The following is a 14,110-nucleotide window of genomic DNA, read 5'->3' as shown; positions in this document are numbered from 1 at the left end:
TCAGATTTCATGAGCAGCCGATGAACAAAACCAGCTTCCGCATCGCCCTCCTGTGTTCAACTGTCGTGATTGGGGCCGCCAGCGAATACGCAGAAGCCCGGACGTCCCATACGCAGCGGGCTCACGCTGTTTCCAAAAGTTCAGCACCTCAGACGGGCACCAAAGCCAAACCTGCGCTCCGCCACAGTCCTTCCACCCTTGAAGCCCGTAGCGACGAAAGCGTACACGTCACTGGCGCAGCCTATGGAGACGGTGTCAGCAATACGACGCCCGGCGGTGGCCTGATGCCGGTGCAGACTGCGCCCCGTTCACAAAGCGGCATCACCCGCGACTTCATTGCGAAGATGAGCCCGACATCGAATGTTCAGGCCTTGATTGGGAATCTGCCTGGTGTTGTAACCTACAGTCAGGACCCTCTGGGCGTTTCCGGTGACTCCCTGAATATCCGCGGCATGAATGAAGAGCAGATCGGTTATCTTTTTGAAGGTATTCCGATTGCCGACCCCATCAGATATGCCCCTTATACGGGCACGATTGTTGATACCGAAAATCTGGGCTCCGTGACGGTTTCGCAGGGCTCTCCAGATGTTGATGCTCCACTCTACAATGCGGTGGGCGGCCAGATCACGATGTCGGAAATCAACCCCAGCCATAAAGCTGGCGGTTATCTGTCTCTCACGGGCGGAACGCACAGCACAAACAAGGAGTTCCTGCGCCTTGAAACCGGCGAGATCGGTCATAGCGGTATTCGCGGCTTCGTTTCCTATTCCCATATGTCCTGGAACAACTGGCGCGGTCCAGGTGGTGGTACCCGCCATCATACCGATGCAAAATTCATCAAGGAGTGGGGCGACGGGAACTCCGTTTCCGCCGTGTTTGGCTATAACGCGACCAAATATACGGGGTATCTAAACCCCACGATGGCAGCCTGGAACAAATACGGCCGCAGCTATAACTATGACGGGCACTATACACTGGGTGATGCCAATTATTATGGTCTGAACCAAACCATCAACAACGCCATGACCGTCATGGCACCATCCCATTTTACCCTGAGCAATCATCTTAAGCTCAATGTGGCGCCTTATTACGTCCATATGTTCGGACCTTCCGTCTGGGGTCAGAACATTAGCAGTGCCAACAGCTATTTCGGGACGGGAGCAGCAGGTAACCTCAACCTTTCCAATCTCACGTCCGATGGAATGGCGACGACACAGGCTGTTGATCCCTGGAACCAGAAGTCTTCAGGTCTGAACACGTCTCTGGTCTGGTCCACGAAGTACAATACGCTGACATTCGGCTACTGGTATGCCTACACCCAGCATGAAGAACTGGCGAATTACATTCAGACCGACGCTCAAGGCAATTCTGTATCGGGTTTCAACAACGACCCTATCCGCGTGGCGGATGGTCGAATCCTGACGCCATGGGATCTGAACTTCAAGCAGCAGTCCAACACCCTGTATCTGGCAGATACCGTTCATCTTCTAAATGACAGGCTGCAAATTACCGGCGGTTTCAAAGCAACGATGCTCTCCCGTCAGGGGACAAACCTCGTTCCTGGCGCAGACCCTTATAAGAACGCCAAGAACTACTTTGAGCCGATGCCGGAGTTCTATGCATCTTACAAACTGACGGACCACGACCAGATCTATATCAACGGAACGACCGCTTTCCGTGCTCCGGGCTCGGTGGAAGTGTACTCCCAGCTGTTCGATCCATCCTCCAGTACTGCTGTTGAGCAGCCGGGCAACCTGAAGCCTGAGTATTCAATTGGGGAAGAAATCGGCTATCGCCACCATGGCTTCTATAATGCTGCAATTTCGTTCTTCAATTACAACATCACCAATCATCAGGTTACGTCCTACGGCTATCTCCCGGGGACCAACAGTCTTGTTTCAGAGCCTCTGAACGTGGGGGGTGAAACAGCGCGTGGCGTACAGGCGGAACTGGCACTCGGTAACTGGCATCATTTTAGCCCGTATCTGTCCGGCCAGTATCTGCATGCCACGATCGACAACAATTATAATGCCGGATCGGATTATCTGCCGACCGCAGGAAAAAAAGCGCCAAGCTCTCCGAAATTCACAGGCTCAATCGGATTGCGTTACGATGACGGCACGTTCTTCGGGAATTTTGCGCTCCGTTATGTGGATACGCAATACACAACATTCATGAACGATCAGTCCCTTCACTCCTACGTCACATCCAACATGACGTTAGGGTATCGGATGCAGAAGCTTGGTCCGGCAAAACACCCAACCATCCAGCTCAATCTGGTGAACTTGGGTGACAACAATTATCTTTCCGGCGCATCCAGTGCGACCGGAAATGCCAAAGCGACCAAAGGCGTCTATGGCAGCACGATCAAAGGTGCCAGCCCGGTTTATGTTGTTGGTGGTGGCTTTGCAGCTCTGGTGTCCGTGTCCACGGGCTTCTAATTCTGCTCTTGCTCCTGCTCTCTGGTATTTTCCGTATCAGAGAGCAGTTTGTGGTAAACCTGTACCTGTTCAGATCTCTGCGGGCGGTGCCAGGTGATAAATGCCCGCTTGCCAGGGCTTGAGATCTGGCAGGACGTTCCCGGCTGATGCGGACATATTATCCAACAGCACTTCTGCAATCTTCAGCCCGTGAGGCAGAATATAGTGCTCGGTTTCACCGCACATATTGATCAAAACCAGAAACTGCTCGCTCCCTAGCGTCCTCGTAAAAGCAATGACGGACGGATGATCCGGATCAATATCTTCAAAGTCTCCGTAAATCAGAGCTTTCTGGCTGGCATGAAGCTGAATAAGGGCCCGGTAGTAGTTCAGAATGGAGTCAGGACTAGCATCCTGCTGCGCGACGTTGATATCGGTATAATTGGGGTTCACGCGGAACCACGGTAAGCCTGTCGTGAATCCGGCATGATCCGAGGCGTCCCACTGCATAGGGGTGCGGGCATTGTCACGACTAATTCTCCGCAGGCTATGAAGAACCTCTTCAGCAGGCATTTTCCCGATGCCAACCGTGTTGTTCCAGATCCCTTTTGCGTTGATGTCCTGAAAATCCTCTATTCCATCGAAATGAATATTGGTCATGCCGATTTCTTCGCCCTGATAGATATAGGGCGTCCCGCGACGCATAATCAGGAGAGTGGCTAGCGCCTTGGCGGACGGACCATGACCTTCTGGAGACGGATCGCCAAACCATGACACGGAACGTGGGTTATCATGATTTTCCAGAAAAGACGTTAACCAGCCATCCGGCCCTGAAGAGGTATCTTCTCCTCGCAAAACCGCTTTCAGATCTTTGATCGTCCAATCCTGTACCCGCCAGTCATGCCGACCAAGGCGAACAATTTCGAAATGGAACACCATCGTCAGTTCGTTGCGGGCTTCCGAAACGAACGCAGGTGTGTTCTCAAAAGACACGCCAAATGCTTCCCCAACCGTCAGCAGATCACGACCGGCAAGAACTTCACGGTGCATGTCCTGAAGGTAATCATGGATTTTGGGGCCTGTAACATACACATACTCCAGGCTTTCCATTTCGGCTAATGTCAGATCCCGCAGTCTTGGGAGTTTTGATATGAAACAGATGGAATCCATTCGGAACCCAGACACGCCCTTGTCGAGCCAGAAGCGCATGATGTCATACACTTCCTGACGGACCTTGGGATTTTCCCAGTTCAGATCGGGCTGTTCCTTGGCAAAATAGTGCAGATAATATTGCCCGCTAGCCTCGTCTTTTTCCCAGGCAGAGCCTCCGAATATCGATAGGTAGTTATTGGGCGGCCCATCATCACGCCCATCGCGCCAGATATAGAAGTCCCGGTAAGGGTTATCCGGTCCCGATCGGCTCTGGCGGAACCATTCATGCTGATCGCTGGTATGATTGATGACCAGATCCACAATCAGCTTCATTCCCCGCTCATGCAGGCCCGCAACAAGCCGGTCGAAATCTTCCATAGTGCCTTGGAGAGGATCAATCGCTCTGTAATTACGGATATCATAGCCGTTATCGACATTGGGCGTATCATAATGCGGGGCCAGCCAGATGACCTGCACCCCAAGGGATTTCAGGTAATCCAGCCTGTCTATCAAACCGGGGAGATCGCCTATGCCATCACCGTTACTGTCGCTGAAAGACCGTGTGTACACCTGATAGACAACAGCTTCTTTCCACCATTTTTCCTTCTGCGAGGTGTTGGTTTCACTCGCTTTCAAAGCCGTCACGGAACTGTTGGGAGAATTTTCGGCAAGGTGTTGCGACATCGGGATCGTCTCCTGGCGGATAGACCCGTTCAACGCCCTGCCTCAGGCAACTGTTCCGATCTTGAGCGCGAAAGAAACATGCACTTTCATAAAAGGCCTTGCTTGACAGATGCTCTTCAAAACCCTCTGTCTCTCATCATGAGGTGACCTAAAAAAGGTCTCCACACATTTTTTTGACCTGACTTGCGGAGTTTCCATTCCTGATGTCCAAGTTCCCGACATCCGACCTGCTGAACAGTCTCCCAGCCTCCGAGCGGGACTATCTGCAGGATTACCTCCGCCAGTCTGCTGAAACCATGGTCGCCTTTTCCAAGCATGAAGCCTGTGCGGACATGATGGCGGGCATTGCTTTAACCATCACCTCCGCACTGGAAAAAGATGGAAAACTTCTGGTAGCCGGTAACGGTGGCAGCGCAGCAGATGCCCAGCATATTGCTGGCGAATTCACGGCCCGTCTGATGTATGACCGTCGCCCGCTTGCTGCCATTGCTTTGACGACGGATACGTCCGGTCTGACGGCCATTGGAAATGATTACGGGTTTGATCATGTCTTTTCCCGGCAGGTTCTGGCGCTAGGGCGGAAAGGCGACGTCTTTCTGGGCATCACGACCTCGGGCCGCTCCCCGAATATCGTACAGGCGCTCAAAGCCGCGCGTTCACAGAACATCACAACCGTCGTCTTCACCGGCGAAAACTGTGTCGAGCTTCCGGATGCCGATTTCGTCCTGCGTGTTCCGTCTGGATGGACACCTCTGATTCAGCAGATGCATATCGCAGCAGCCCATATCGTCTGCGCTCTTGTAGAACGCGCTCTATGCCCTCAAACGCCTGACGTATGATTTCACACGTTCCGCAGTGTGTCCTGCTTCTTCCGAACATTGGAGAAGCCCTGCGCTCTTATGCGGGACAGTCGTTTCTCTTTCGCGTTCTCCGGGATTATCAGCGCTTCGGCATAACTGATGTTACACTGCTCACAACGACGGGAACGTCAGACTTTCTCCCATGCTTCCCTGAAAAACTTCCTCTACAGGGGACTCTGACAACATACACCCTTCCAACCTTCACGGTTGAAGCCTTGCAGCAGGTTGCCCCTCTGCTGTCGGAGACGTTTTTTCTGGCACGAGGGGATCGTCTTTGCGATGGCGCTGTCTTCCCGCTGCTCCCACTGATGACCGCACATCTGGAGACGCCACGAAGTATCGTGGACCCGAATGGGACACCCGCGTTGACGCTTCTGAGCAAACAGGCCTTGAGAACTATGCCTGCCTCGCCCTCCCTTATGAGCCTGTTCCACACACACAGTGAAAAAATTACCGTAGCGTCCCCGGTTCTGTCACCGGACACCCTTCCCTTCTCCGCCTATCCCCTTCAGCGCCCTGCAGTGTTTCTGGATCGGGATGGGGTGCTGAACTACGATCACGGTTATATCGGCACGCGGGAACGCTTTGAATGGATTACCGGCACGTTTTCCGCGCTCCGCCGGATTGCCCGCAGTGGGCACCATATTTTCATCGTTACCAACCAGTCTGGCGTGGCACGGGGATATTACAGCGAAGAAGACGTCAAAAACCTGATGAGTTGGGCTATTGCCTCTATCCGATCAGAAGGGGCCACCATCGATGACTGGCGCTACTGCCCTTTCCATCCCACCGCACCGGTTGAACACTATCGGCAGGACAGTGAGTGGAGAAAACCTGCCCCGGGAATGATTCAGGATTTGCTGATGAAATGGGATGTCCACCCTGCCAACTGTTTCCTGATCGGCGATCAGGAAACCGATCTTCAGGCCGCTGCAGCCGCAGGCATGCCGGCCTATCAGGTCACGTCGGAAAAAACTCTTCTCGACTGGACGATGGAATTGTTGCCCTGATACTTCAGGACCGAATGCGCCACCGCCAGTCGTTCAGAACTTCCTCAAGTGTATTTTTCCACGAAATCTGAGGCGCCCACCCTAAAAGCTGTTCCGCTTGCCGCGGATTACCCTGCATGTTTTCCAGACCTGAAGGCACAGGATGCGTCGGGTCAATCCGGATTTCCGCTTTTATATCCGCCAGCTCCATCAGATTACTCAGGATAGAACTGGTAGTTCTTGTCTGGCCACTACAGATATTCAACACCGTACCATCAAGCGGTGGCTCCGGGAGCATCAGAGCGTCAATATAAGCATCGCAAGCATCGCGGACATTCAGGATGTCGTAACCAACATCTGGATGGCCAAGAACGATTTCAGACTGTTGATGCGCTTCAATACGCGCGACCTGAGCCGCCAGAAATGGAAGAATGGCATTCGCATCCTGCCCACTCCCTGCCTGGGTGAAGGGACGCATCCGGACAACATGCAAACCTTCCTTCGCGAGCATTCCCACGGCCATATCAGCCGCTGCTTTGCTTGCGGCATAGGTGTTCAGAGGTGCGACTGTCGCTGTCTCATCCAGAGGTTTATCCTCTGTAAAAGACGCTCCGTAAATTTCGGCGGAAGATACAAAAACAAAGCGGATATGCCGTGCATGCTGCTGAAATGTTTCAGCAAGATTCATAGTGCCATCAAGATTCACCTGCCAGGCATGACGTGTATCCTGACTGGCTTCCAGAACGGATGACACTGCTGCCAAGTGGATGCAGGCGTCCGGCCGGGTATCCTGAACAACGCGCTCTACAGCTTGGCGATCTAGAATATCCATTTGCCCTTCGATCAGCACATGATCTGGAAGGCGCTCTTTCAGACGTATTTTCAGGTGCGTCCCGACGAACCCATGACCACCGGTGAGAAGAATACGCATAACCGCTTTCATCCTTGCCCAGGAGAAAAACGGATCGCTCTACAGGTTATCAAAATAGGTTTTTTCGGAACGGACGGCATGGATCATTCTCCTTTGCGGGCGACCAGACGACAGCAAAAAGGGGCACGGCCGTTCCGCCATACCCCTTTCTTTCGACCACATTCCGCAAATGGGCAAGAGACAAGCTCCAGCCCATTAGAAGAGCTTAGTTTCCAAGCGTCCGGTCAACTGAACGCCCTGCCTTCTCGATCGGTCCCTTTGGCGGGTCCACAGTGTCACGAACTTTTTCGCCAAATGTCCGGTGATGCTCACAAGCCGTCAGCGTGACACAGGACACAGACAGAGCAAGAAGAAGCAGAATTGATTTACGCACGTAGGTCATCCTCCGCAGAGCGAATTGAAGCCTTAGAAACGGTCTGTCATGCTCCCGGTTCCCGATTGGAGTTTTTGCACCCCAAACAGCCTGCCTTCAGTCGCTCAGAAACGATTTTTTTCCGGGGAATATCGTTTTCGATACGGATATTGAATATGGGTATATACATTTCCACAAATAACCAAAAACGCGACTTAGGGGACGAAATCCTTTCAGGTTAACCTGTTTTTTACGAAGCTTATGGTTGGATATTTTCGTTCGGAACAGGCGGAATTATCCCACACATGTTGCTTCCATCTCGTAGTGTTATGCGCTGTCTGGGGCTAGTGAGCCTGCTCCCGGCACTGTCTGCCTGCAATTCTCTGGCTCAATTGTCGGAAGTAGGCCGACCACCCCGAATGACGTCCATCAGCGATCCTACACTGGCAGCCAGTTATCGCCCTGTGTCGATGCCCATGCCCCCGTTGAGAGCACCCCCACCGGAAGCGTCAAGTCTGTGGCGTAGCGGAAGCCGCGCCTTCTTCAAGGATCAACGGGCTTCCCAGGTTGGAGACCTGGTCACCATCATCGTGGACATTACTGACAATGCTGCCTTCAACAATGGTACGACAGCAAACCGAGCGGCTGATGAGAAATTTGGAATCCCGAATCTGTTTGGTATCAAGGGAAAAATTATCAGCGCTGTAACGGGTGCCGACAGTCTCAACACAGCCAGCAGTAGCGACAGCAGTGCGACAGGCAAGATCATCCGCAACGAGACGGTCACATTGCGTCTGGCAGGAACCATTACGCAGGTTCTGCCAAACGGAAACTTCGTGGTGATGGGCAAGCAGGAAGTCCGGGTAAACAGCGAACTGCGGGAACTCGGCGTGAGCGGAATTGTGCGCCCACAGGACATCACAGCTGACAACACCGTCACGCATGACCGCATGGCAGAGGCACGGATTTCCTACGGCGGCCGAGGCACCATCACCCAGATCCAGACCCCGCGTTACGGACAGCAGGTCATGGATTCAATCTTGCCATTCTGAACAAAAAAAGCGCCGGGATTCCTCCCGACGCTTTCCATGATCTCGAAATCGCAACTGCCGTCAGTGAGCAGCAGGACGAGACAACAGAAGGGCCCAAAGCTCTGCCACGTCCTTTGCAGGACCATTACCCGAGACGCTTTCAAACGTCTTAATGGCATCGGCTTTACGGCCAGCATCCATCTGCGCCATGCCGTATTCGACCTGTGCCAGATCCGGATAGCGCGGGTTCTTGCCAAGACCAGTCTTCATCAGAGCAAGGCCCTGATCCGCCTGACCATTCAGCACGAGATTGTACCCTGTCGTCAGGGCTGGACCTGCAGTTGGAGCTGTAGGCGCCGCAGCGGCAGCCTGCGCCAACTGAGCGCGATCAGCTGCAGCGCGCTGAGCAACGAAAGCGTGGAATTTGGCATCAGCTGCAGCTGATGGGCCGTTCCCCAGAGACTTGTTGGCGTAACCCTGATTGAGCAGGTTGAGTGCCAGTTGGGAAAGACCCATCTGTACAGCACGCTCGCCCATATCCTGATAATCGGACGGATCTTTCAGGACGCCAGTCGCAAGACGCAGGCGCTCAACATAGAACACGAGCGGGGGGGCCAGATTTGGGTTCGCCACCAGATCATGGATCAGAACAGCCCAATAATCAGGCTTGGAATAGTATTTGGCCAGAAGAACATAGGCATGCGTCTTTGCGTCCGCATCCTTCAGATTCGTGTAGGCCGTAGCAAGCATCTGAAGCTGGTTCTCAGCAGGCGTCTTGCCAGCTTTGATCGTGGTATCCACCTGCTCCTGAGCCGCCTTGGCCGTGCCCTTCCAGTCGCCCTGCAAGTAATAGCACTGGATCAGCACGGTTTGCATGCGGGGATCCGGACCATGTTCTTTCAGGTAACGCTCTGTCGGGGGGATGGCAGCGGCGTATTTCTTGGCGCTGTAGGCCATCGTCGCCTGAGCCATCAGCATCTGGCCCTTGGCCGCCTTCGGCGTGCGGGCGCTGTTGATGAGAACATCATATGCTTTCGTCGCAGCGTCCACATTACCGGACTGAGCTGCAACTGCCGCACGCATCTGGGCAATCGTGTAAGACTCGTAATCCGTCTTGCCCTTGACCGCATCTGCAGCATCTACCGCAGCCATGGCCTTATCGTAGCTCTTCGAGGCAAGAGCACTCTGCGCCTGCTGAAGATCCTTGCCGACAGCTTGACCCAGCACATCGTCTGCATGGGCAACAGGCCCAGCAATGAGAGCGGTACCAATAGCGCCAGCCAGCAGAAGGGAGCGGGCGCCCAGACGGCGGTTAAGGGACAAAAACACGAATTACTGTCCTTCCATGAACTGATCCAGACCAACGATACCCAGTTTGGTCACGCCAAGACGCTGTGCATCAGCCATGACGTGGGCAACTGTTTTGTAGTCTGCAAGACGGTCAGGGTGAATATGGACTTCAGGCTGGTCACCTTCTGCAGCTGCGGCTTCAAAATGGGCCTGCAGTGCTGCTTCGGACGTAACCGGCTCACTGTTCCAAGAAATGCTGTTGTCGTAGCCAATGCTGACTGTAACCAGCTTGGGCTGCTCAGTGGATGGCGGAGGATTGCCCTGGGGCAGATCAATGGCCACCGAGTGAGTCTGCAGCGGGATGGTGATGATCAGCATGATCAGCAGCACCAGCATCACGTCGATCAGCGGCGTGGTGTTGATATCGACGATACCTTCGTCTTCGTGCGTGCTGTCCGATCCGACGCTCATGCCCATGACGGCGGTTCTCCAAAAGGGTGACGTAAAAGAGGGTGCCGGCCCGTTTTCAGACGGACCGGCAAAACCTCAGTTCGAGTGAGGCTGCTCGGTGATAAAGTCCACATGGGCGATACCGGCTTCCTGAGCGGTAGCGACCACCTGGCCTACTGCCAGATACTTGGCAGCGCCGTCACCGCGGATCTGAACCTGCGGCTGCGGCTTCTGCTTGGCTACCTCAACGAGGCGGTTCAGCAGATCATCGTGTGTCTTGACCGGAGTGGTGTTCCAGTAAACCTGACCTGTTGAGGTCACAGCCAGAACAACGTTCCCCGGCTTGGTCTGTGTCGGTTGATTCGCATCAACCGGCAGCTTGACCTTCACTGAGTGTGTGGCAACCGGGATGGTGATCAAGAAGATGATCAGCAGCACCAGCATGACGTCGACGAGGGGAGTGGTGTTGATTGCCGACACCACTTCGTCGTCACCGCCGCCTCCTCCGACGTTCATTCCCATAGTATCAGACCCGCTGGCTGGTGGTGATAGTGGTCGGCGTGTGATCTTCCGGAGCAACACCGTGACGGAAGCCACCGATCAGAACGGACTGGACGTCAGCAGCGAAGTTGCGAACGCGGTCCATGGCGCCCTTGTTGCGGCGAACAAGAAGGTTATAGCCGAGAACAGCAGGAACAGCCGTTGCAAGACCGATAGCCGTCATGATGAGGGACTCACCAACCGGGCCAGCAACCTTGTCGATGGAAGCCTGACCGGCAATGCCGATAGCTGTCAGAGCGTGGTAGATACCCCAAACCGTACCGAACAGACCGACAAACGGAGACGTGGAACCAACCGTACCAAGGAAGGCGAGGCCGCCCTGCAGACGGGTGTTGATCGTATCAACCGCACGACCGATGGACATTTCGGTCCAGGAATGCAGGTCGATGGCATCACGCATGGAACCTTCGTGATGTTCAGCAGCAACAATGCCGGTCTCGGCAATGTAGCGGAACGGAGAAGACGCCTTCAGGGAAGCTGCACCCTGCTGGACGGAAGGCTTGGTCCAGAATTCACGGGATGCTTCCTTGGAAGCCGCAAACAGACGGCCCTGCTCCAGGAACTTCATGACCATGATGATCCAAGTACCAGCGGACATGATCACCATGATGATCAGAACGCCACGAGCGATCACGTCACCATTGGCCCACAGGGCGCCGAGGCCATAAGGGTTGCCCTGAGGAGCCGGAGCTTCCGGAGCAGCGGAGGCGCTTTCACCCGGGGTCGCAGCAGCAGCAGGCGTCTGGTCAGCAGGAGCCGTTGCCGGAGCCGACGAATCAGCAGCCGGAGCGTCGCCTGACGTTGCAGCAGGGGCGCCAGCATCGGTCGGTGCGGAAGCAGCCGGAGCAGCAGACGGGTCTGAAGGAGCAGCCGGCGGCGTGGCAGACGGGTCAGCCGGTGCGCTCTGATCAGCAGGAGCTGGCTGGGCGTAAGCAATAGCCGGAGCGATCGCACCCGAGGCCAGGGCCAGCGTCAGGGCCATGGCGCTGGCCCGGACGGCGCGCGCCTTCGTCGGAACGGCAAGAGCAGGAAGGCGGAACAGTCTGGTCATGAACTCCATATCCTCGTTAGAGATGCCCGTTTTCGGAGCTGTCTGGGGTGCCGGCCATATGGGGACCGGACCTTTCCTGAGCCCCTCCGGATCCTGGGAAACCGGAAGGACAATCTTATTTTAGACTACTGGCTGACGGATCACTCGTCGCCCATCGTAAAGTCGACGTGCAGAATGTGGTGATGCTCGGTAACCGGAGCGCCGTTAACGACGGCGGGCTGGTACCGGGCCCGACGAAGGAAGTCGAGCGCACTTTCCACAAACTCGTGACCACCCGTTGAGCTGACGATCGAACAGTTCGCCGTGTGACCATTCGGAAGAATATCGCAGGAAGCCGTGACTTTACCTTCGCGGTTCTCTTCCTGTGCTTCTTCCGGATATTCCGGCTTTGCACCGTTGATTGGCGACGCACCAGCCGTGTGATCTGGAACTGCCGGAGCTGGCGGACCCTGCGGAGGAGCCGGAACGGGCTCAGGTGCAGGCGTCGGGCTCGGCGGAACCGGATGCGGTGGCTTGGCGTGTGTGACCCGCTGGATCGCCTTCGGCGGCGGCGGGACGCTGATCTTCGGCGGCGGAATATACGGCGGCGGCGGCTGCTCCATCTGCGGCGGTGGCGGCGGCGGAGGTGGCGGAGGCGGCTTGGGCTGCTCCTTGATCACTTCCGTCTTGATGGGCGGCTTTTCGTGGACGAGTTTGCCCACAGCACCGCTCATGAGCGCATAGATTACCGCGCCCATAGCCAGCACGGCCACGACGATCGCGACAATGTAGTCCGTCGGCTTGCGCTGCTGTGCGGCGTAGCTCTTCATGTCGTAACCTTCTTACCCCTCACTGACACCGACAATCGATCCACACCTCAAGAGTGTGAAATCTCGATCTTGTGTTTGCATCGAGTTCCCTCACCTCACGGACGTGTGATTCGTCGCATGTCGTGAGAACATACCCGATATGCTGATTGGGCAGCCTTCAGGCCATGGTGTCAAGCTGATTATTGCCCTTCCCGAAACGAAAAACTCTCATCTTTCGATCGTTTGCCACTAATCAATGCGCGGGAGGGTGCAGAAAAGTACACTTTTCTGCTTCTTTTTTGCCCTGAAAAAATCAAAATTCTCAAGGCCTGTAACAGAATTATAATACAAAAGACTGGGCAGCACATTCATTACGCCACACCAGTCTTTTGTTTCATATTATTGCGCAGACCTTTACTGGGCCGATGCGCTTGCTTCCGAACGTGTGGCCCCTACTCTCTGGGCGAGGGACGCTGACATGAAATCATCCAGCGCGCCATCCAGAACAGCGTCCGGATTGCCTTTCTCCACACCTGTGCGCAGATCTTTGACTAGCTGATACGGGGCAAGGACGTAGGAACGGATCTGGTGGCCCCAGCCGATATCTGTCTTGGCAGCTTCTGTCTGGGCAGCCGCGGCTTCACGCTTTTGCAGTTCGGCCTCGTACATCCGGGCTCTCAGCATTTCCATTGCCTTGGCACGGTTACGATGCTGGGAACGGTCCGTCTGACAGGCCACCACAATCCCGGTGGGAATATGGGTAATACGGATAGCCGAGTCGGTCTTGTTCACGTGCTGACCGCCCGCGCCAGAGGCCCGGAAGGTATCGACACGGAGGTCCGAGTCGTTGATCTCCACTTCAATGGAATCATCGACCACCGGATAGACCCAGACAGAGGCGAAGGACGTCTGACGACGGGCAGCAGCATCAAACGGTGAAATCCGCACGAGGCGATGCACACCAGCTTCCGTCTTCATCCAACCATAGGCGTTGTGGCCACTGATCTGGATGGTGGCGGACTTGATTCCTGCCTGTTCGCCTTCACTGCTTTCAATGAAGGTGACCTTGTAGCCGTGCTGTTCGGCCCAGCGCGTGTACATGCGCAGGATCATTTCCGCCCAGTCCTGGGCTTCCGTTCCACCTGCGCCGGCGTTCACTTCAACGTAGCAGTCGTTGGAATCTGCCTCGCCAGAGAGAAGGCTTTCGATTTCGCGCTTCTGAACCTCTGCGGCCAGTCCGCGCAGGGTTGTGATGGCTTCTTGCACCAGATCCGTGTCGTTCTCCATTTCAGCGAGTTCGACAAGTTCCAGAGTGCCTTCGACATCCTGTTCAATCTGCTGGACACCCTCGATCTGATTGGCAAGCGTTGTCCGCTCGCGCATCAGCTTCTGGGCAGCATCCGCATCATTCCAAAGATCTGGGTCTTCCGCGCGGTGGTTCAGTTCCGCGAGGCGTGTTGTAGCGACATCCCAGTTAAAGATGCCTCCTCAGCAGTGCCACCGACTGCTTGATCTGTTCGGAGAGCGCTTCAGTCTCGGCCGACATAATAA

Annotated in this window: 13 protein-coding genes; 4 read left to right on the top strand and 9 right to left on the bottom strand. The window is 55.1% G+C overall.

The annotated features are described in order from the left end of the window. Window positions 1-20 precede the first annotated feature (20 nt). A complete protein-coding gene (locus tag J4P41_RS10865; RefSeq protein ID WP_426067142.1) occupies window positions 21-2,441 on the top strand; it encodes a TonB-dependent receptor in 2,421 nt (806 codons plus the stop codon). A gap of 69 nt (window positions 2,442-2,510) precedes the next feature. Here J4P41_RS10865 and J4P41_RS10860 read toward each other — a convergent pair whose 3' ends face one another. After that, window positions 2,511-4,256, bottom strand: coding sequence for a glycoside hydrolase family 13 protein (locus tag J4P41_RS10860; RefSeq protein ID WP_426067141.1), 1,746 nt, complete (start codon window positions 4,254-4,256; stop codon window positions 2,511-2,513). 203 nt (window positions 4,257-4,459) lie between these two features. Here J4P41_RS10860 and J4P41_RS10855 point away from each other — a divergent pair, with 203 nt between their 5' ends. Together J4P41_RS10855 and J4P41_RS10850 are read left to right on the top strand one after the other, a co-directional pair. Continuing rightward, on the top strand, window positions 4,460-5,095 hold the full coding sequence (locus J4P41_RS10855) for a D-sedoheptulose 7-phosphate isomerase (protein WP_062504102.1): 636 nt from the start codon (window positions 4,460-4,462) through the stop codon (window positions 5,093-5,095). Continuing rightward, on the top strand, window positions 5,092-6,126 hold the full coding sequence (locus tag J4P41_RS10850; protein WP_426067140.1) for a D-glycero-alpha-D-manno-heptose-1,7-bisphosphate 7-phosphatase: 1,035 nt from the start codon (window positions 5,092-5,094) through the stop codon (window positions 6,124-6,126). The genes J4P41_RS10855 and J4P41_RS10850 overlap by 4 nt, the downstream gene beginning before the upstream one ends. A 4-nt stretch (window positions 6,127-6,130) precedes the next feature. Here the strand turns inward: J4P41_RS10850 and J4P41_RS10845 are convergent, their stop codons facing one another. Next, the gene (locus J4P41_RS10845; protein WP_426067139.1) at window positions 6,131-7,036 is read right to left on the bottom strand and encodes an NAD-dependent epimerase/dehydratase family protein; all 906 of its coding nucleotides are present in this window, start codon (window positions 7,034-7,036) and stop codon (window positions 6,131-6,133) included. Between the two features lie 205 nt (window positions 7,037-7,241). Further along, entirely contained in the window at window positions 7,242-7,409 is a 168-nt protein-coding gene (locus J4P41_RS10840; RefSeq protein WP_010503616.1) for a hypothetical protein, read from the bottom strand. A gap of 284 nt (window positions 7,410-7,693) precedes the next feature. Here J4P41_RS10840 and flgH point away from each other — a divergent pair, with 284 nt between their 5' ends. Next, window positions 7,694-8,440: a flagellar basal body L-ring protein FlgH gene (gene flgH / locus J4P41_RS10835; RefSeq protein ID WP_426067138.1), complete on the top strand. Its 747-nt coding sequence runs from the start codon at window positions 7,694-7,696 to the stop codon at window positions 8,438-8,440. Window positions 8,441-8,500: 60 nt separating this feature from the next. On the opposite strand, the gene J4P41_RS10830 is transcribed toward flgH, so the two are convergent. The 6 genes from J4P41_RS10830 to prfB form a co-directional block, all read right to left on the bottom strand. Continuing rightward, the gene (locus tag J4P41_RS10830; protein ID WP_426067137.1) at window positions 8,501-9,748 is read right to left on the bottom strand and encodes a hypothetical protein; all 1,248 of its coding nucleotides are present in this window, start codon (window positions 9,746-9,748) and stop codon (window positions 8,501-8,503) included. A 3-nt stretch (window positions 9,749-9,751) separates the two neighbouring features. Next, window positions 9,752-10,186, bottom strand: coding sequence for an ExbD/TolR family protein (locus J4P41_RS10825; protein ID WP_010503620.1), 435 nt, complete (start codon window positions 10,184-10,186; stop codon window positions 9,752-9,754). Window positions 10,187-10,255: 69 nt separating this feature from the next. Further along, a complete protein-coding gene (locus tag J4P41_RS10820) occupies window positions 10,256-10,681 on the bottom strand; it encodes an ExbD/TolR family protein (RefSeq protein ID WP_010503621.1) in 426 nt (141 codons plus the stop codon). Window positions 10,682-10,685: 4 nt separating this feature from the next. Beyond that, window positions 10,686-11,771 carry a MotA/TolQ/ExbB proton channel family protein gene (locus tag J4P41_RS10815; RefSeq protein ID WP_211569158.1) on the bottom strand — a complete coding sequence of 362 codons (1,086 nt, stop codon included), beginning with the start codon at window positions 11,769-11,771 and terminating at the stop codon, window positions 10,686-10,688. A gap of 140 nt (window positions 11,772-11,911) precedes the next feature. Further along, window positions 11,912-12,580: an energy transducer TonB gene (locus J4P41_RS10810; protein ID WP_010503623.1), complete on the bottom strand. Its 669-nt coding sequence runs from the start codon at window positions 12,578-12,580 to the stop codon at window positions 11,912-11,914. A gap of 393 nt (window positions 12,581-12,973) precedes the next feature. Beyond that, window positions 12,974-14,105, bottom strand: a protein-coding gene (gene prfB / locus J4P41_RS10805) for a peptide chain release factor 2 (RefSeq protein ID WP_211569159.1) whose coding sequence is annotated in 2 segments (ribosomal slippage) — window positions 12,974-14,035 and window positions 14,037-14,105 — 1,131 coding nt in all. Because the reading frame shifts where the segments join, the coding sequence is not laid out codon by codon here. Between the last annotated feature and the right edge of the window lie 5 nt (window positions 14,106-14,110).

The sequence above is a fragment of the Gluconobacter sp. NFX36 genome (genome assembly GCF_049887835.1).
GTDB classification, from domain to species: domain Bacteria; phylum Pseudomonadota; class Alphaproteobacteria; order Acetobacterales; family Acetobacteraceae; genus Gluconobacter; species Gluconobacter japonicus_A.
The sequence above is the reverse complement of the archived record's forward strand: the minus strand, read 5'-3'. Positions and strand labels throughout refer to the sequence as shown.